Origin of the sequence: Paenibacillus taichungensis (assembly GCF_003287275.1) — a bacterium.
In the GTDB taxonomy this organism is placed as follows: Bacteria; Bacillota; Bacilli; order Paenibacillales; family Paenibacillaceae; genus Paenibacillus; species Paenibacillus taichungensis_A.
Genome location: NZ_QEVW01000007.1, coordinates 35936 through 55193 on the forward strand (window position 1 = coordinate 35936; position 19258 = coordinate 55193).

At 42.0% G+C, this 19258-nt stretch carries 16 protein-coding genes and 1 pseudogene; 14 read left to right on the plus strand and 3 right to left on the minus strand.

Annotated features, from left to right (window positions below):
- Positions 1–23 precede the first annotated feature (23 nt).
- The 9 genes from DC345_RS12585 (at position 24) to DC345_RS12625 (ending at position 11376) form a co-directional block, all read left to right on the plus strand.
- Positions 24–1871 carry a DUF3732 domain-containing protein gene (locus DC345_RS12585; RefSeq protein ID WP_181586574.1) on the plus strand — a complete coding sequence of 616 codons (1848 nt, stop codon included), beginning with the start codon at positions 24–26 and terminating at the stop codon, positions 1869–1871.
- Positions 1872–1876: 5 nt separating this feature from the next.
- On the plus strand, positions 1877–2830 hold the full coding sequence (locus tag DC345_RS12590; RefSeq protein WP_113053396.1) for a hypothetical protein: 954 nt from the start codon (positions 1877–1879) through the stop codon (positions 2828–2830).
- A gap of 133 nt (positions 2831–2963) precedes the next feature.
- The gene (locus DC345_RS12595; RefSeq protein ID WP_113053397.1) at positions 2964–3818 is read left to right on the plus strand and encodes a hypothetical protein; all 855 of its coding nucleotides are present in this window, start codon (positions 2964–2966) and stop codon (positions 3816–3818) included.
- A gap of 502 nt (positions 3819–4320) precedes the next feature.
- Complete coding sequence (locus DC345_RS12600; RefSeq protein ID WP_113053398.1) at positions 4321–5967, plus strand: helix-turn-helix domain-containing protein; 1647 nt, start codon at positions 4321–4323, stop codon at positions 5965–5967.
- A gap of 115 nt (positions 5968–6082) precedes the next feature.
- Positions 6083–7057, plus strand: a complete 975-nt coding sequence (locus DC345_RS12605) for an iron-hydroxamate ABC transporter substrate-binding protein (protein ID WP_113053399.1) — start codon at positions 6083–6085, stop codon at positions 7055–7057.
- 12 nt (positions 7058–7069) lie between these two features.
- Entirely contained in the window at positions 7070–8077 is a 1008-nt protein-coding gene (locus tag DC345_RS12610) for a FecCD family ABC transporter permease (protein WP_113053400.1), read from the plus strand.
- Positions 8074–9081 (plus strand): FecCD family ABC transporter permease, encoded by a 1008-nt coding sequence (locus DC345_RS12615; RefSeq protein ID WP_113053401.1) that lies wholly within the window; start codon positions 8074–8076, stop codon positions 9079–9081. Before DC345_RS12610 ends, DC345_RS12615 begins: the two co-directional genes overlap by 4 nt.
- A gap of 190 nt (positions 9082–9271) precedes the next feature.
- Positions 9272–10087: a helix-turn-helix domain-containing protein gene (locus DC345_RS12620; RefSeq protein ID WP_113053402.1), complete on the plus strand. Its 816-nt coding sequence runs from the start codon at positions 9272–9274 to the stop codon at positions 10085–10087.
- 239 nt (positions 10088–10326) lie between these two features.
- Positions 10327–11376, plus strand: coding sequence for an NAD(P)/FAD-dependent oxidoreductase (locus DC345_RS12625; protein WP_113053403.1), 1050 nt, complete (start codon positions 10327–10329; stop codon positions 11374–11376).
- Between the two features lie 146 nt (positions 11377–11522).
- Here DC345_RS12625 and DC345_RS12630 read toward each other — a convergent pair whose 3' ends face one another.
- The 3 genes from DC345_RS12630 to DC345_RS12640 form a co-directional block, all read right to left on the minus strand.
- Positions 11523–11819, minus strand: coding sequence for a putative quinol monooxygenase (locus DC345_RS12630; protein WP_079694890.1), 297 nt, complete (start codon positions 11817–11819; stop codon positions 11523–11525).
- A gap of 89 nt (positions 11820–11908) precedes the next feature.
- Positions 11909–12559: a nitroreductase family protein gene (locus DC345_RS12635; protein ID WP_113053404.1), complete on the minus strand. Its 651-nt coding sequence runs from the start codon at positions 12557–12559 to the stop codon at positions 11909–11911.
- A 27-nt stretch (positions 12560–12586) separates the two neighbouring features.
- Positions 12587–13006, minus strand: coding sequence for a MarR family winged helix-turn-helix transcriptional regulator (locus tag DC345_RS12640; protein WP_113053405.1), 420 nt, complete (start codon positions 13004–13006; stop codon positions 12587–12589).
- 570 nt (positions 13007–13576) lie between these two features.
- Between DC345_RS12640 and DC345_RS12645 the strand changes: the two genes are divergently transcribed.
- The 5 genes and pseudogenes from DC345_RS12645 to DC345_RS12665 all read left to right on the plus strand — a co-directional run.
- Positions 13577–15442 (plus strand): AraC family transcriptional regulator, encoded by a 1866-nt coding sequence (locus tag DC345_RS12645; protein ID WP_258530642.1) that lies wholly within the window; start codon positions 13577–13579, stop codon positions 15440–15442.
- Positions 15443–15996: 554 nt separating this feature from the next.
- Positions 15997–16302 carry a helix-turn-helix transcriptional regulator gene (locus DC345_RS12650; RefSeq protein WP_181586575.1) on the plus strand — a complete coding sequence of 102 codons (306 nt, stop codon included), beginning with the start codon at positions 15997–15999 and terminating at the stop codon, positions 16300–16302.
- Between the two features lie 91 nt (positions 16303–16393).
- Positions 16394–16915 carry a TetR/AcrR family transcriptional regulator gene (locus DC345_RS12655; RefSeq protein ID WP_113053407.1) on the plus strand — a complete coding sequence of 174 codons (522 nt, stop codon included), beginning with the start codon at positions 16394–16396 and terminating at the stop codon, positions 16913–16915.
- A gap of 116 nt (positions 16916–17031) precedes the next feature.
- On the plus strand, positions 17032–17985 hold the full coding sequence (locus DC345_RS12660) for an NAD-dependent epimerase/dehydratase family protein (RefSeq protein WP_113053408.1): 954 nt from the start codon (positions 17032–17034) through the stop codon (positions 17983–17985).
- A 404-nt stretch (positions 17986–18389) separates the two neighbouring features.
- A pseudogene (locus tag DC345_RS12665) lies at positions 18390–19258 on the plus strand (DUF4183 domain-containing protein); the annotation flags it as partial.

The following is a 19258-nucleotide window of genomic DNA, read 5'->3' on the forward strand; positions in this document are numbered from 1 at the left end:
ATATAAATGAACTTATTATGTGGATGAAAAATGGTAATGTGCGAAAACTATTTTTTAAGCCCAATAAGGTTAATATTGTGACAGGTGAGAGTAATACTGGGAAAACAGTGATTTGGGCAATTATTGATTATTGCCTATTTTCAAGTGAGCCTCAAATCCCTGAGGACATAATTAATGAAAATGTTGATTGGTATGGCATCAATTTTAATATCAATGATGAAGTATATACCATTGCTCGAGAGGGGATTAATCTATTTGGTACCCCCTCAACAGAGTATTATTTTTCAGGAAGTGGTGAAATTCCTGAAAAGCCCGAAAAAAACATTAACGAAGACGAAATAAAAAAGTATATGGAAGCACAGTTTGAAATTAATGATAAAGTAGTAATCCCTTATGGAGGCAAGGAAATAAGACAAGGATCTAAAATATCGTTGAGGTATTTTTTATTGTTCAATACTCAAGGGGAAAATACTATCGTAAATAGTGATACCTTTTTCGATAAACAAACTCAACTGAAATATAAGGAAGCACTTGAACGTATTTTTGATTTGTCTATCGGGATTGATACTGTAAGAGAGACTCTAATCAAGGAGAAACTTATCAGTTTAGAAAATGAAAGAAAGAAAATGTCGAAAAAATCTATTGCTCTAGAGAAAGAAAATAAATTGTTTGAAAAAAACATGAGAGATTTATTACTTAAAGCAAAAGAATATCAGCTTATCAGTGACTTGTCGAAAAGTTTCGAAGAGGAATTAAATGAAATAAAGCATGTAATCTTACAAGAGAATGAAAGCATTCCCTCTACAGAAATTAATGATTTTGATAAATTAGACAAACAGCGCTGGGAACTAATTAAAAAGATAAAAAAGTTAAAAAGATTTGAAAATGAATACAATTCATATAAGTCACTTATAGATAACAACATCGACAGTTTACAGCCAATAGAATACATTCATAATAATTATTCAGAAATTATTGAGACACCACTTGTTAAAGAGTTTGTTTCTCAATTGAAAGTAGAATTAAATGAAATAAAACGTTCCATCAAGAAAAAATCGCCTGTTAAAATTGACGTGAAGTCTCAACTTAATTCTTTACAAACAGAACTGTACAAAATAAATACTGCTATCAATCTATTGCCTCAAAACTACAAACAATTCGATAACCATAAGCAGAAGTATGTATTGATTGGTGAAATTAAAACTAGGATGCAAATTTATGAAAAAGATTGGGAAGAAGAGAATTATGACACACAAATCCAGTTACTTTCGAAGGAAATAGATGAATTAAAAAAACAACTAGGTAATCGTGAAGATAAAAAAGAAGCTGTAATTAGGTTACTGCAAGAAATTATTCAAGTCTATCTCGATAAATCAGAAAATGCTTTGGCAAATTACGCAGGATTTAAAGCGGTCTTTGACCATCGAGACAAAAAATTAAGACTTCAAAAACCGTTCTCTACTGTTGTTGAAAACGTTATTGGCAGTAGTTCAAATCATTTGTTCTTACATTTATGCTTGTTTTTGGGGCTTCATGAACTCATTATGCGACAAGAAGTACCATTTGTTGCTCCTTTTTTGTTTCTGGACCAACCAAGTAGACCTTACTACGATAATAAAGCGGAAAAAGCCAAAAGTGATTCTGATAGAGCTAAAATAACAATTGCAATGCAATTGTTGAACGATTTTGTTACTAGAGTTAACGATGAATTAAAAAGAGAGTTTCAGTTTATTGTTTTAGAGCATATTCCATCTGAGATTTGGACTGAAAACAGTATGAACAATTTTTATTTAGTAGAAGAATTTAGAGATGGTAATAAGCTAATACGTAACGAAGATATTAATCATAACCATCCCCCTAGTCAGGAGTAAAGTTGATGCCCAACGAATTTGAAATTAAAAAACTAACAATAGAGATTATAGCATCTTTAGTTTACAAAAAGACACAAATGTATGAGCTTATACTTAGACCAGCAGGAATTAGTGATAAGTTCTTCGGGAGTCTTATGAAAAAACGTAATGTAGATGGAAAGCTCCTTACAAAAAGAGATATGGGAGTGATTATTGTTAATGAGTTGGAAAAGAAACCTGAATTTCGAAAAAATATCAACTCAATTATAAAAATAGCAGCGAACTGGAATCAGTTTCACTTAACAGATAATGAGATGCTTGCAAGAGCTACAGTTCAAAAAGCTAGAGAAGTTATGAATGTTATAGATATAATGGCAGAAAAGGAGAAGGAATACCTAGCAGAAGAAAAGGAGAAGGAAAGAAAAAGATTAGAAGAGGAAAGACGAAAAGCCAAAGTTGAGTGGGAAAGTGAGATTCAAAATCAATCAAAACTTCTCTTAATGATGTATGATGAACTTGTTCTGATGAAAAATAATCCTCACAAAAGAGGTTTAATGTTAGAACAATTGGTAAATATGCTTTTTAATGTCTATGATATTGCCCTTATGCAAAGTTTTCGACGTAATGAGGGTGGAGAACAAATTGATGGAGCATTCAAACTAGATGGATGGCATTACCTGGTTGAGATGAAGTGGACAAGTCAACTCACGGATATGAAACAGTTAGATTCATTATATGGCAAAATTGCTCGTTCGGGAAAACAAACTATGGGTTTATTTCTTTCGATTGGTGGATGGTCTTCACATGTGGTTCCTTTGATGAAACAACATCCAGACAAATCAATTTTCCTGATGGATGGTTTTGATTTGAGAATGGTACTAACTCAGGAGATATCTCTTATTAATATCTTGCAAAGGAAAATAGCTAAATTTAACATTGAATCAGAGCCTTTTTTTAGTGCTCGTTCAATACTATATTGAAAAAGTATTGCCAATGTTCCTTATTACTTTTTTGTTTTAGTTGTGTTACATAGCGATTAGATGTTTAAGCGAAAAATCGTTAAACATTAATTTTGACTATAATTAGTTTTAAATTTAAATGGGGGAATTATATATGACTGAGGTTTCTTATGAAGAAAGGTTTCTTTCTACATTATTAGATTGTCTTGAAGTAGATGATGAAACTGAGTTATATAATATTATTAATCAATCTGAAATTGTTATTCATCACGATTGGAAGTATTCTGGGAAAAAGTCGAATCAAAGAAGTGCGTATGTAGAATTGAAAGTACCAGTAAAGTTTAAAAAAATCGTCGCAACGTATGATGCTAGAGATAAATTAAGTAATTACTGTTCTGATATTTACGTTGATGATGATGCTCATGGATTTGTAGGAATTAAACTTGGGACAACGATGAATAAATTCGTTGTAAGACGAGATCTCTCAGGTGAATCGACACATTTAGAGAAGCATAATAATTATGAGAATCTAATTCATTTGACCTTGAATTCTGAAATGAGCGAAATAGAAAAAGCATATATTTATGAAGCTTGTGAATGTGCTATGAGAAATAATCGGATTGCCGCTGCAACCATGTTAGGTTGTGCAGCAGAGTATTTATTGTTGCAGTTATGTGATGCTTACCAAGAGTATTTAGAATGTGGAAATGGAACTCAGAATGAAATTGATAATTTCAAAAGGAATGTTATTAATGCGAAAAGTGCATATACACGCTTAGATGAGTTTGAAAAAAGGGTTGAAAGTAAAATTGAGTTATTTAAGAGATTTGGGTTTGAAAATCCTAAACTTAATTTTAATTTCCTTGATATTATTAGACAAGTAAGAAATGCGTCGGGACATCCAACTGGTAAGAAAATATCGCCTGAAGATTTAAATACGATGTTTGGCAATTATCAGTTCTTTATTCAAAAAGCTCATCTTATGATTAAACAGCTCCCCAATATATAAGAAGCATATTGGCGGACTTCAAATCTATTTCTTATGGTAACTATGTGGTAACAATTCGGTAACAAACAGCCGATATACCCCGATAATCTTCGATAACCAGAGATAACAATGATGTCCCAGAAGCCTTACTAGACGACGCTTTTGGGACATTCTAATAACCAGAAATAACGAACGGCGGACACTGGCAGCGATGAGGTCAGGGGTTCGATCCCCCTAGGCTCCATATAGCAGTAAAAATGACACGCCATTTATGGCGTGTTTTTGCATTGGATTGATCTATGCTAATCCTCCTTGTGAACTCTCACATAGTTATGACGACAATCGTATAAGCTATTTATAATCGGAACGCTAGTATTCTGGAGGAAGCCACAATGTTAAAATAGTCATACAGAGCCGTTTATCAGGCATCATCCCTCATCAGTAAGTGGAATGAGAGACACCAGAACGGAACGATTAATTTAGTTTCCCGCTAACAGGCATAACAGTCACGGAGGATAAGAAAATGAACAACTCGGAATGGGCAGAGTCCTATTTTCCAATATATACAGCAGACAGCATTCAATCATTGTATAGCACGTCAACCATGCCGATACATAGAATTCATGAGGACCTGACCATTCTGTTGGCTGTTTCAAGTGGTAAGGGTACACTTCATCTCGACGATCATATTTACGAACTCACCGATGGCATGGTAATCCTTATTCCGGCGAAGAGTGATGTTGTTATACAGGGGAATCTGATGCATCCACTTCATATATACACCCTCTCCATTAGCACGCAAGAACAGAAGAGATCACTGCCAGTGGAAGCCATGGGACGGTCCAGTGTGCTTGCGGCAGGAACCCTTATTGAGTTCTATGAACCAACCATTGCAGCTCAGCTTGAGGAGCTCTATATGTATCGTTTACCTGGCAATGAAGTCAGGCATATGCGTAACCAGATTCTGTTTCATCAAGTTCTGATGGGTGTGTTGGAACGAATGGAAGCAAGATATATTGCGAGTGAGCAGCCGTCTATGGAACGCAGCATCGCATTTATGGAGAACCATTTTAGTGAGAAAATAACAACCGAAGGGCTTTCCGAAATTGCGGGGGTAAGTCGCTCTCACTATTCGATCCTTTTTAAGCAGCTTACTGGATTTGCACCCAATGAGTATCTCTCACGCTTGCGTGTTCACCGGGCCAAAGAGTTATTAATTAGCGGGTCTGCTTCACTTCGTGAGATTGCGCTGAAGGTTGGGTATAAGGATGAATTCTATCTTAGTCGTCGCTTCAAGCAGCAGACAGGAGAGAGTCCTTCAGGTTACACACGTCGCAGACCTTTTCAACGAGTGGCTGTGTGGTGTGCACCTTATGCGAGCCATCTGATGTTACTTGGATTGGAACCAGCGGTCGTCATCTCGGAAAGCAGCGAATATGTAAGCACAGAAGGAGTTAGCCCACCTCAAACGATATGTTTTATCCATTCCGACAGTTCACCTGAACAAATAAAGTCTGCATTGCTAGATGCTAACATTGAGCTGATCATAGCAGCTAATCAGCACCTAGACATGAACGACTTAAACTCCGAACGTCTGCGATCTATCGCTCCTATTATCGAAATTGCCTGGATGGAGCTTGGGTGGAAAGAGCATCTGCGGTTTATCGCACAGGCGATTCAAAGGGTGGAAAAGGCAGAACAATGGCTGGCAGACTTTGAAAGGGAAGAACAGTGGGCGCGGAAAGCCATTCAAACGAGCCCAATTGTGAATGAGACGCTGACCATTCTAGTCATCAAACCGGATACCTTACAAATATATGGAATCAGAAATGTTGGATATGTGATGTATCAATCGCTCGGATTACGGCCTCCGACCAAGATTGCCCAGGAAATACAGAGGTTTGGCGACCAATTTCATTCGGTATCCATCCAACTGTCGGAACTTCAGGATTACGAGGGCACTCGTATGCTCGTCATTGTTTTTCCAGATGAAAAAGGGTCAAAGGCTCATTCAGAAGGTATATTTAACTCGGAATACTGGAAAGAGCTCGAGGCAGTGAAGCAAAATCGGATCTATGAGTTGGAGCAGGAAGAGTGGATACCCTACAATCCCGTTTCCCTTCGTTTGCAGCTTGGACGGGCTGTATCCTTATGGACTGGCATCCAATAATCCAAAGGTTTTCTCAAACAAAAAGGCATGGTTAGGTTCATCCTGCATGCCTATAATTAGCTATTGTAATGAGAATGATTTTCATATTCAAAGAGAAAAGGGAGAGAGTCATCTAATGAGAAAGCTTTTTGTTCCATTTATATTAGTTCTGGTTTTATTGCTTAGCGCTTGTGGAAGCAACTCAGCCAAAGATACAACGGAGAATGCAACTACATCCAACGAATCCAATTCTTCGAACACGGATTCAGCAGGTTCTTCATCCGAGTCAGATTCGGGCACGTTCACTTATCAATCGGAGACAGGTCCTGTGGAAGTTCCTTCCCACCCTCAACGCGTGGTTGTGCTGACACGATTCCTGACAGGAAACGTGATGGCCCTGGATGTGCCGCTGGTCGGTGTGGATGAAATGTCCAAGGAGAACCCAAATTTCAAAGAAAAACTGGCGAATACAGAGGCGGTTACCGACGAAAGTCTGGAGAAAATTATTGAATTGAACCCAGATCTGATTATCGGCCTGTCTGATATCAAGAACGTAGATAAGCTGAAGCAAATTGCTCCGACAGTCACCTATACATATGGTAAGGTGGACTTCCTCAAGCAACAACTGGAGATCGGAAAGCTTGTGAACAAAGAAAAAGAAGCACAGGCTTGGGTTGACGATTTTGACGCTCGAAGCAAAAAAGTTGGGGAAGAGATCAAAGCCAAAATTGGCGCCAATGCGACTGTATCCGTTATTGAAACGTTTAATAAGCAACTTTATGTGTATGGCGAAAAATTCGGACGTGGAACGGAAATACTGTATGATCAATTCGGCTTAGGTATGCCTGATAAGGTCAAGGATGCTACCAAGAAAGATGGATTCTTTGCAGTATCCAACGAAGTACTGAAAGACTACATGGGTGACTATGTAATATTCAGTAAAAATGCCGACGAAGACAATTCCTTCCAAAATACCGAAACATACAAAAATATTGATGCGGTGAAAAATAATCGAGTATTCGAAGCGGATGCCAAGGCGTTTTACTTCAATGATCCACTGAGTATGGAATACCAGCTGGAATTCTTTATCGAACATTTTCTTGGCAAGTAAACCTTAAACGCGATGAAAAATAAACGACTTCCTTTTCGGTTTGCAACCAAGCTGCTGGGTAGTGTACTCGTACTTATCGTGTGTTTCATCATCGCCATGATGTTTGGCGCAGAAGAAACGACATTTCGCAATCTCTGGCTGACCCTGACCTCTGCGACGAAGAACGATAATATTCTTATTTTGCGAGAGATCAGACTTCCAAGGGAACTCGCTGCCATGCTGATCGGAGCGGCTCTCGCCATCTCCGGAGGCATCATGCAGGGAATTACTCGCAATCCGCTGGCTGATCCTGGACTGCTCGGTCTGACTTCAGGTGCCAATATGGCACTTGCACTGGCTTTTGTTTTTATGCCATCACTCGGATATTTCGGGATTATGGTTGCTTGTTTTGTTGGTGCTGCACTTGGAGCCGCATTGGTTATTGTGCTTGGCTCGATGCGGAGGGGGAGCTTGTCTCCTATCCGGGTAGTGCTGGCCGGGGCAGCGGTATCCGCTTTTATGTATGCCATCTCGGATGGCATCAGTATCTATTTCAAAATTTCCAAGGATGTATCCATGTGGACTTCGGGAGGACTCATCGGAACGACATGGGGCCAGATTCAAGCCATTGCGCCTGTCATACTGGTTGGTCTGCTCATTGTTCCGTTCCTTTCCAATCAGATCAATATTCTTAGTCTGAGCGATGAGGTGGCGACTGGATTGGGGCAAAAGCTTGTACTCATCAAAACCGTTCTGTTCCTGCTCGTCATCGTGCTTACCGGAGCGTCGGTTGCATTGATCGGAAACATGGCCTTTGTCGGCTTAATGATCCCGCATATTGTCCGTAAACTGGTGGGTACGGACTATCGGTATATTATACCCGTATCCATTTTTGCCGGAGCATCGTTTATGCTGCTTGCCGAAACACTGGGTCGAACGATAAATGCACCTTACGAAACACCTGTGGTCGCCATTGCTTCCATGCTTGGTTTACCTTTCTTCCTGTTCGTTGTGCGTAGAGGGGGCAAAGCGTTCTCATGACAATGTCTGCGCGAATTCGCAAGCAACGACTGATTCTGTTCGTGTGTTTGCTGCTGATCCTCATCACGGCTGTGGTAGGTATGAGCTGGGGTTATTCCTCGTTGTCTTTCAAAAGGGTAATTCCGGTGTTATTTGGTCAAGGTACATTTAAAGAAGACTTTGTTCTGTTTTCGGTCCGATTACCTCGAATTTTTATTACATTACTAGCTGGTATGGCCCTTGCGCTGTCAGGTTCTATTTTGCAAAGTATTACGCGTAATGATTTGGCCGATCCAGGCATCATCGGAATCAATTCTGGTGCAGGTGTTGCCGTTGCCATCTTCTTTCTGTATTTCCCGATTGAAGCGGGCACGTTCGTTTACATGTTGCCGTTAGCTGCTTTTATCGGTGCATTACTGACCGCGGCGCTCATCTATCTGTTCTCCTATAGTCGGACCAAGGGACTTGATCCCATAAAAATGGTGCTGGTCGGGGTTGGATTCTCGATGGCGCTGTCAGGCATCATGATTGTCATCATCTCTTCCGCGGAGCGATCCAAGGTCGACTTTATTGCCAAATGGATATCCGGAAACATATGGGGGGCAGACTGGCCATTCATATGGGCTTTGCTGCCTTGGCTGATTGTGTTAATCCCGCTTACTTTGTTCAGAACCAGACGGCTTGATCTGATGGGGCTGAACGAAGAAACAGCGATCGGAGTGGGTTTGAAGCTTGAGCGGGAACGCTTGGTACTCATGGTGATTGCTGTTGCAGCCGCCGCATCTGCTGTATCGGTTACGGGAGGGATCGCGTTTATCGGTTTGATGGCTCCACACATCGCCAAAGCGCTGGTCGGTCCACGTAATTCGTTATTTATTCCTGTTGCCGTTCTGCTTGGAGGCTGGCTTCTATTAATTGCCGATACAATTGGGCGCAACCTGGTTGACCCTGATGGAATTGCCGCAGGAATTATGGTCTCCCTAATCGGTGTTCCATATTTTGTCTATTTATTATTGAAGAAATAATCTAAAAAGCTTTAGACTAATTGAACTCTTAGCTAATAAGGCTATCTTTTGTCGTCAAGACAAGGGATGGCCTTTGTTTGTAGTTTTGACGGTGGAGGGTGAAACTCAGGCTACCCAGTATGATTTGATTTGTGTGATAAGATAAAATAGGCACAGTTTAAACCGATTCTAAAAGATAGGTGGAATTCCCGTGACAAATGTGGATCAATTAGCTTCAATATTTGCAGATAATTCGTTTAAAATAGATGGAATTAATCGATTGGTTTTGCAACCCAAAAGTATATTGCGTGAATTCAGAACATTAAATCATGGATTTCTTTTTGTGGTACGTGGAGAAGCCAGTATGTCAGTAGATGGAACGGTATACGAGTTACAGCCCGGGTCTGTTTTTCATGCAGCACCAGGCATGCAGCTGGACTCACAAGTGAATTGCCATTCGGAGTATGAATATTATTTACTGTTTTATAGTTTTGACCAATTGGAGAAGGGGGACAGCATCCAGGAATGCGACTCTCATTTCAAATTGGACTCAGGTGCCAATCCGAGGGTTGTTGAATTACTGGTTATGCTGCAAGAACAATTGCACGTGCAAGGAGGAATTGGCAAACTGCGAGTAAAAGAATTATTTTTGAGCATCATGGTTCAGGTTCTTACAGGCTGTAGTCAACGGGAAGGTGGAACTTCACCGAGTGAGAAGGTGATTGAGCAAGCCATCTCTTATATTCATGGACATTACATGAATCTGCTGACACTGGATGAGCTAGCAGAGTTACATGGCATGAGTTCAAAGCGTTTCTCTTACTTTTTTCACAAATACACGGGATTCCGCCCAATTGACTATGTCATTCATTATCGCATGGAGAGGGCAGGGGAGCTCCTGAAATCAGGGAGTTATTTGATTCGCGATGTTGCGATCAGTGTTGGTTATATCAATCCGCTCTATTTCAGTCGAATTTTTAAAAGTAAATTTGGTGTTTCTCCTTCGGAATACACGCATCTTGATTAAGCTTCCATTGGACAATAATGCATCTCAAATTGGTGATTTGTGCATTCGCATTTTCAATGATCCTTGCTATAGTATTAAATGATAATGAGAATCATTATTATAAAGGTTTGGAAGGCAGATAGAGATGAATACAATAAAAGCTCTTTATTCACTCGATGCATCCTCGGCCTGTTCCAACCATGCAGGAATAAATGGAAGAAGAATGTTGGACAAACCAATTTGGAAAAGAGGGTATCAAGATGAACGTTCATGAAGTGTTTGATGTAACGATTATTGGTGGTGGGCCTGCCGGATTATTTTCTGCTTTTTATAGCGGTTTGCGTGAAATGAAAACCAAAATCATTGAATTCCAGCCCTATCTGGGCGGTAAGGTGCATGTGTATCCTGAGAAAATGATCTGGGATATAGGGGGATTACAACCCGTTCCGGGCGCACAACTGATCGAGCAAATGGTCAATCAGGGACTGACTTTCCAGCCAGAGGTTGTTCTTGGAGAAAAGGTCACGTCCATATCCAAGGATGAGCAAGGATACTTCGTACTGCACACTGCCTCTGAGAAAAAACATTACTCCAAAACTGTGATTTTAGCCATTGGCGGAGGAATTCTGAAGCCGATTAAGCTGGAGATTCAAGGTGCAGAACGTTTCGAGGTTACGAACTTACATTATACAGTCAAATCGCTCTCCCGCTTCAAGGACAAAACGGTTCTGATCTCGGGTGGTGGTAATGCGGCGATTGATTGGGCGAACGAGCTCGCCCTTATTGCCAAACAAGTCTATTTAACATATCGGAAAGATACGCTGAAAGGTCATGAAGCTGAAATATCACGTCTTGAGAACAGTTCAGTCGAATGCTTGCTCAATACTACGATTGAGAAGGTGGTCGCTACAGACGATCATCAACAGATTGAAACGGTTGTGCTGAAACGTAATGAGGACGGGGCTTCATTGGAACTGCCAGTGGATGAGGTCATCATTAACTACGGTTATGAGCGGGACAAGGAATTGCTGGTGAATAGTCATATTAAGATTGATATGAAGGATCATTGGATCGCAGGCACACCAGTCAGCGAAACATCCGTACCGGGCATTTTTGCTGCGGGAGATATTTTGCATCATGAAGGGAAGCTTCATCTGATCGCAGGAGCGTTCCAGGACGCAGCCAATGCCGTAAACAAAGCCAAACTGTTCGTGGCACCCGAAGCCAATACACACGGGATGGTTTCATCACACAATGACTTGTTCGCGCAGAAAAACCGTGAGCTGATGAAGCATCTATACACCAAATAAAATAAACTAACTAAAATGGTCATCATAAAGATTTTCTTTCAATATCAAAAAAGCCGCTCACCCGTCAGCATGACGAGGAGCGGTTTCTTTTTCACAAGCCGACGATTTCGTCGGTCTGCTTAACGGATTAATGTAAGGCTCGTATTTTAGCGTTTAACCGCTTCTCCAGCGAATACTTCAACGTTCATTGGAGCGGCCATGAATGCTGCTGCTTGTTGAACGAAAGCTTGGAAATGGGCGCTGGTGTTGTGGGAAGCTGTAGCGGCTTCGTCTTTCCACAGTTCAATCATTGTGTAATGATGTTCGCGTTCAGTGCTTTTGGCGAGATCATAGCTGATGTTGCCTTCTTCATTGCGTGTAGCAGGGATCAGCACTTTTGTTGCTTCCAAAAAAGCTTGTTCCTGGTCTGGTTTAACTTGCAAGTGAGCGTGAATGATAATCATAATATTCAACCTCCATTAATGTATTTAGAATGTTGTTATTGTTGTTTGAAATGTAAATGGTGCTGGAGCACGTAAAACTTTGAATGATATTATGCCCAAGTCGTAATTGTCTCAACAGGCAGACGGTATGAAGGGTGACCTTCTTTGGCCGATTTACCGATCGAGATCAGCATAACGGGTTGGTAACGATCTTTATCCATACCGAATGTTTCAGCAATTTGGTCTTTCTCATAACCGCCGATTGGGTTGGTATCATAACCATGAGCACGTGCAGCGAGCATCAATTGCATGGAAGCGAGACCCGCGTCAATCAGATTGACATCGCGAAGAGCGGAAGCGGGCATATTTTCGTAATAAGGCATTACAGTTTTGAGTTGCATTTCCTTAACTTCCTGTGGCATATAACCGAGCTCGACAGCTTTACCAAAAATTTCTTCCATGTACTCGACATTGTTCATATCAATAAATACGCCAATTACTGCTGCGGAAGTCAAAACCTGATTTTGGTTGAATCTCGCGAGAGGAGCAAGCTTTTCTTTGCCTTCAGCCGTATCTACAACGAGAAAACGCCAAGGCTGCAAATTGATGGAAGATGGAGCGCGAGAAGCTTCTGACAAAATTTCTGTCATTTCTTCACGGCTGATTTTCACTTCAGGATCGTATAGTTTTACAGACCGGCGGCCGTAAGTAATTTCGTTAAAATCATTTGTCTTTTGAAAAGTGCTTTGGAATGTACTCATGTATGATTCTCTCCTCTATATATGGGTTTAGAAATTGTCTTGCATTCGTTCCAGAAAATCAGCGAGAGCGTAAACTTCATCTTCGTTGAACCCCTGTAAAATCTGGTTAATATAATTGGTTTTCTCTGCCTTATAGCCTTCAATCTGCTTCCGACCATGGTCCGTTAGACGAACAAACGTTACCCGGTTATCTTCGGGATTTTTACGTCTCGTGACCATCAGGTCCGCCTCAAGCTGTTTCAAGTGGCGTGTGATTGCAGCACTATCGATGTTGATGATTTTCTGGAGCATGGACTGGTTAATCTCATCCACCTGATCCAACTCATGCAAAATCTCAAAGCGAGAGGAACTGATACCCGTACAGCGTTCGAATTTGGGACTAATTTTATTCCCTAGTACGTTCAGCAGATTGATAATCTGCTCTTCTTTGGAAACAATACGTGTCATGACTAGACCTCCCGGGTGAATCTTGACCATGAACAACGGCTTATGTGAAAAAGTAATTAAAATTGCCAGTGTACAATGCCATTGCCTAATAATTACTTTGGCTGCTCATCATGATTGATACCTCAATCATTGACGCCTCAATCATTGATGGCTCAACTAATATAGCATGCCTCTTTTGATTTTGCAACAGCGTAGTCATGAGAAGATAAATCCATCTATTCCAAAGCGATATTTTTCTTGATTCCGTACGTGGAGGTTATCCATCAAAGTAACTTTATATCGATTTATATTGTGATTGAGAATAATTATCAACTATAATGAAAGGTAATGTACATATGGAAATTGTGATCACAGAGATGCTTGAACAAAAGAGCTTTTAAACTGTGATTAGATTGGAGGATGAGTGCAAATATCATGAATTTGAATGATCACATCTTGCTATGGAATCATGTTTTTATCAAAATACTGGATGTTCGAAAAAACTCTTTAGCTCCTGGTGAAAGGATTAGGAACTATCTGCTTCCAGCTAGTGCTTATCTATATATGATTGATGGAACTGCTGTAGTAAGTATGGATCAACAAAGGTATATCGTTGACGGGTTCCATATTGTTCATGGGGGAAAATTGGCTAATGTAAACATCAAGACGGATACGGGTCTGGTTTATTATATGATTTTGTACAAAGCCATTCTGGCGCTTCCCTGTCGGATGGACATTCAGCATCTGATGGAAAATGAACGTCCGTTCCAAGATCAATATTCGCTTATTCCAACCAACCCATTGGTTATGTATCAGTATATCAGGACACTGGAGGGAGAGTGGGAGAAGTCCTCGAAACTGGCCAAATTACACGCAAAAACTTTATTCCATCAGTGGGTGTATGCTTTATTATCCGATCTGTACGGTCAATCCATTCAGCCATCCAAGCCAGATTTGGTGACAAGGACCGTCGATTACATGAATACTCATCTGCATGAACCCATTGCTCTTGATGTAATGGCAGAGGATCTGGAATGCAGTGTAGGACATCTGTCCAGATTGTTCAAACAAAAATTAAAAATCAGCCCCATTCAATATCTTGCACAGAGGCGAGTCGAGAGGGCTGCACATCTCCTGATATACACGGGTGCTACGTTGCAACAAATTGCGGAGCAGGTAGGCTATCCAGATGCCCATTCACTCAGTCGCAGCTTCAAAAAAATAAAGGGATGTTCACCTATTCGGTACAAAAAAATCCAAAATCGAGGCATGAAAGAACAGGAATATGCCTCCGCTGTAAATCCCAATCAAGATTTGCCCGGTTTTATGCGTGAAAATGCCCTTCAACCACTTTATTCTCAACTATATAATGATATTGATTATCAATATCATAAGGTTGATGGAGGGGGATTATTTATGCAAGGAAAATTCAAAATGACAGCACTGACCATGATGCTGTGTCTATCACTAATATTGGGGGCTTGTTCAAGTCCATCACAATCCACAAGTGGTTCACAGGCAGAGACGAAACCCGCCACAGTGCAGACAAGTAACAGTACAACTGAAGAAGGAAAATCCTCTGTACAAGCAGAGACTCGTACAGTATCCACAATAAGAGGGGACGTTATTATTCCAGCCAACCCGCAACGGGTTGCTTCAGATCAGTATATGGGCTATCTGTTGAAGCTGGGGATTATTCCTGTAGGGGTGAGAACCTTCATGCTGAACGAGGCCTGGATTGAGAAGTCAGGGATATCCGCTGATGTCATATCCGGAATCGAAGACCTGGGTGGAGAATTTCCGATGAATCTTGAGAAATTGGTCGCGCTTGAGCCGGATCTGATTATTGGTTCTATTGATAAAAATATTGAGGATTACGAGAAAATTGCGACAACGGTATTTTTACCGTATTGGGAAGGGGAATCTACCTCAGGGCCTTTGGCAAAACTGCGTCGGATCAGTGAGATTTTTGGAAAAGAGAAAGAAGCTGAGGAATGGATTTCCACTTATGAACAGAAAGTAGAAGAAGCCAAGAAACAGATTGCTGGCGTGGTAAAAGAAGGAGAGACCGTGTCTATTGTTCAAGTTGCAAACAAATCTCTGTATGTACTGGCTGCTGAAGGGGGGAACTATGGGAGTTCAACCATCTATGAGATGCTGAAGCTGCCGCCGACTGAGCAAGCGCTCAATATGGAAGAAGGATTTGTAAATATTTCGCTTGAAGTGTTGCCTGAGTACATGGGCGATCATATCTTTGTGTACGGGTCATGGGATGAGGGAGCCAATGAAGTGTTGAACAGTGAGGTTTGGAAACTCTTGCCCGCAGTGCAAAAAGGACAGGTTTACCCATACGGTTCCTTTGGAGACAAAGGGGATGAGTTCGTAATGGAAGACCCGTTCTCATTAGAATTGCAGTTGGACACGATTGTGAACATCATGGTTGAAGCCAAAAAATAGGATGCCGGAGGCCTGAATCAGTCCACGTCCGAAATCCTTTTTATACAAAAATGGAGCTTCGGGATACAGGGCAATAATGTGTAACTGATTCCACCCCGGATAATCCGGGTGGTGGAGCCAGACCTCTTCGGTCTCCAGGGCGTAAAAACTGTGGCACCATTTTCGTTCACTCAAACAAAGTTCATAGCCGGTCCATTTCGGTGCATCATGATATTAAGGAACTCGTCCAACTGACCCTCATGAACATCGACATGTTCAACAACCTGCAGCGGCTTGAGCCACCGCTTGCGGGTTTGTTGTGACTGAGGGGGGGAAGTTACTGTTGGGAGTACTAACGAGTAACTCCTGCCGAACGACAATAGCATGCGGGAATAGAACTGCCGCCTTTCGTCCGTCGTATTATTGGAGAAATGATAAGATGCAACTACACTAATGAGATTCATGCGTATTACCTGGAAGCGACGCTGACAGAACTTGTTGCCGATCTCACGGGTGAGTTGACCGATTGACCACAGTCTGGTGCAGATGAAGTGAGGTTGAGTGCTTCGGATCGTATGGGTCTAGAAGAAGTGAAACGAATCCTGGACTCCAATTATGCTGACTCTCCGACGATCCAGGAATTAGTTTGTCCGGCTATGATGAATGAGTATAAGCTGAAGCGAGCATTCAAGCAACTATATGGGTACTCCATTCATGCGTATATCATTCACAAACGAATGGAGAAAGCACGTGAGATACTGGAAAGTGGTCAATTCAGTGTAACGGAAGCTGTGTATCAGGCGGGGGATGCTAACTGCAGTTATTTCATCAGCCGATTCAGGCAAACATACGGTTTCAACCCAATCAAGCTCAAGAAATGAGAGGTTTTCGATGTTTTTGCAATGATTGGGGCTTTCCTATATACTTCAGCTATTGATCAATTAATTACTATTGAATGGAGGCTTGATTATCATGGCTAAAGATGCAGCGGTGTCGGTTAATCGACGTAGTGACATCATATCCGCAGCGATTGAGGTGTTTGCTGAAATCGGCTATTTCCGGGCGACCACAGCTCAGGTAGCAGAAAGGGCAAATATTTCGCAACCGTATATCTTCCGTTTTTTTAAAAGCAAAGAAGCCTTGCTCTTAACAGCATTGGAGGTATCCTGGACAAGAGTAATTGATTCATTCCGAACGGTGGTGCAGACAGCTACTCCAGATCAGTTGGAGAACGAGTTAACTGAAGCCTATGAAGAGATTCTTAAATCTCACAAGAATGAAATTTTGTTGCAAATGCAGGCACAGACGGTTCAGGAGGAAGTCATCCGTCAAGCAATGCAAAAAGGGTTCACTGAGGTGCGAGATATGGTATTGGAAGCTTTCACAGCCGCAGGCAGTGCCAATCCAAAGCAAAGAACGTTAATATTCTTGGCAATTGGCATGTTATGTAATATATCAACCTCACTGGATATGCCAGAGCTTATGGATAGATAGAAAGGGAAGAATCCCTTTTTACATTTTAGTTATTGATCAATCACTAAATATGCGTTATATTGTGTTTGAGTAAGTAATTGATCAATAACTAAATGAGAGAAAGAGGTTGAGATGAGATGAAAAGAGCAATTGTGGTTGGGGCAACAGGTGGAACGGGCGCAGCAATTACAGAGGAATTGATTAAACGTGGTATTTCTACAATCATTTTTGGTCGCTCACGTCAAAAACTGGAGCAACTTGCGGTAAAGCTTGGGTCCCCTGATTACCTTCAAATCGCTGTGGGAGATGCGTTCCGATCTGACGATATTATAGCTGCTTCACTAGAAGCCGATGTAATGTTTCACTGTGCGAATGTACCTTATAACGAAATGGAGAGCAAGCTGATCCCTCTGGGTGAATCCGTTATGGAAGCTGCAGAACAACTGTGCCTGAAGGTGGTCGTCATTGACGGGATTTATCCTTATGGCAGAAGACAATTGAAAGAAGTGACTGAAGAACATCCAAAGCAGCCGCATACTCGAAAAGGTAAAACTCGGCTTGCCTTTGAGCAGATGTTATTTAGCAGCAAATGGCGCAAAGCGCAAGTGATGATTGTTCGTTTGCCTGATTATTATGGCCCTACTGCCAATCAGGCTTCTTACCTGGGATCCACGCTTGAAGCAATAGCGGAAGGGAAAATGGCCTTTTTTATCGGAAACATGAAAATACCCCGAGAATATATCTACTTGCCAGATGCAGCTGTCATGGTTGTGGAGTTGGCACTCAGAGAAGATACCTATCGGCAGAACTGGAATATCCCTGGTGTTGGCTTAATATCGGGTAAGGAAATCGTACGTATTGCACAACAGGCTGCGGGCAAAGCGAAACCGGTGATAGCCCTCGGGAAAACAGGACTTTCGCTGCTTGGGTTGGCTGTACCGGTAATGAAAGAAGTTGTTGAGATGCTATATTTGACAGAAGAACCGCTGGTGTTGAGTAAAAAGAAATACGAGGCCAACATCGGGCCGGTGAAGATGACTTCTTTTGAAGAAGGGATTACACGGACGATAGGTGAGCTGCAAAAGATATGAATGAGTCATGTTGAATTGTGATTGATCAATCAATAATTAAAAAATGAATTATGACCAGTTAAATGCTGACGACCTTAACCAATAGATGAATGGTGATATGACTTCATTAATGGGCGGTGCACAAAACCTGTCCTAGACATAGAGTGTAGTATTGCAAAATCGGAGAATAGATGCGGTGTACAAGGAGGGAGGATTTTCTTGTGAGCTATATATCCAAAAAGGAGCGCAAAATGTCCTCCATCAGTACAACCAAACGAAAATTAAAAAAAGCAGGCACTTGCGTTTCTAAAAAAGGAAGAGTCAAATGTAAATCCAAAAAGAAGCTTAAGCTAAAAAAGAAAAGAGCTGTCAGATCCAGATGTTGTGTGCTTCGTGGACCGAGGGGATATAGAGGGTTTCAAGGTATGAAAGGAGCAACTGGAACTACGGGAACCACAGGAGTTATGGGATCAGCTGGTAAGATGGGGAATACGGGAGCTACTGGCTCGATAGGTATAACGGGAGTAACCGGAGTCCAAGGACTGATTGGAGTAACAGGTAAAACTGGTGATCCGGGCGTTACAGGAAGTACGGGGGCAACTGGAGCAACCGGGGCAACCGGAACATCAGGAATAACAGGAATAACAGGTGTAACAGGAATTACTGGTGATCCAGGAGTCACAGGTGCAACAGGTTCGACAGGGGTAACAGGAGCGACGGGCGATCCTGGAGAAACAGGTGCTACAGGTACCACAGGTGTGACCGGGATTACTGGGACCACTGGAGCAATTGGAAGCGCAGGAGCTACGGGAGCTACTGGAGCTACAGGTACAATGGGTCTTACTGGGATAACAGGTGCAACAGGAGTGGGAACGACTGGGGCCACCGGCGCGACGGGCTTAACTGGGGTAACCGGTACGACAGGTGCCACAGGAGCCACCGGGACGGGAACAACAGGTGTCACTGGAGCCACCGGTGCGACAGGATTTACAGGTGTAACTGGCGTGACAGGAGCAATGGGGGCCACTGGTGCGACGGGTCTTACCGGTGAAACAGGTGTTACAGGCGCAACCGGAGTAGGAGTCGCCGGGGCTACCGGAGCAACGGGGACAGGAACAACCGGCGCCACGGGAGCCACAGGTACAACAGGGTTTACTGGTGTAACTGGGGTAACAGGTGCAACAGGAGTGGGAACGACTGGGGTCACCGGCGCGACAGGGGCTACGGGTGCAACAGGCGTGACAGGCGAAACCGGAACAGGAATAACTGGAGTTACCGGAGCCACGGGTCTTAC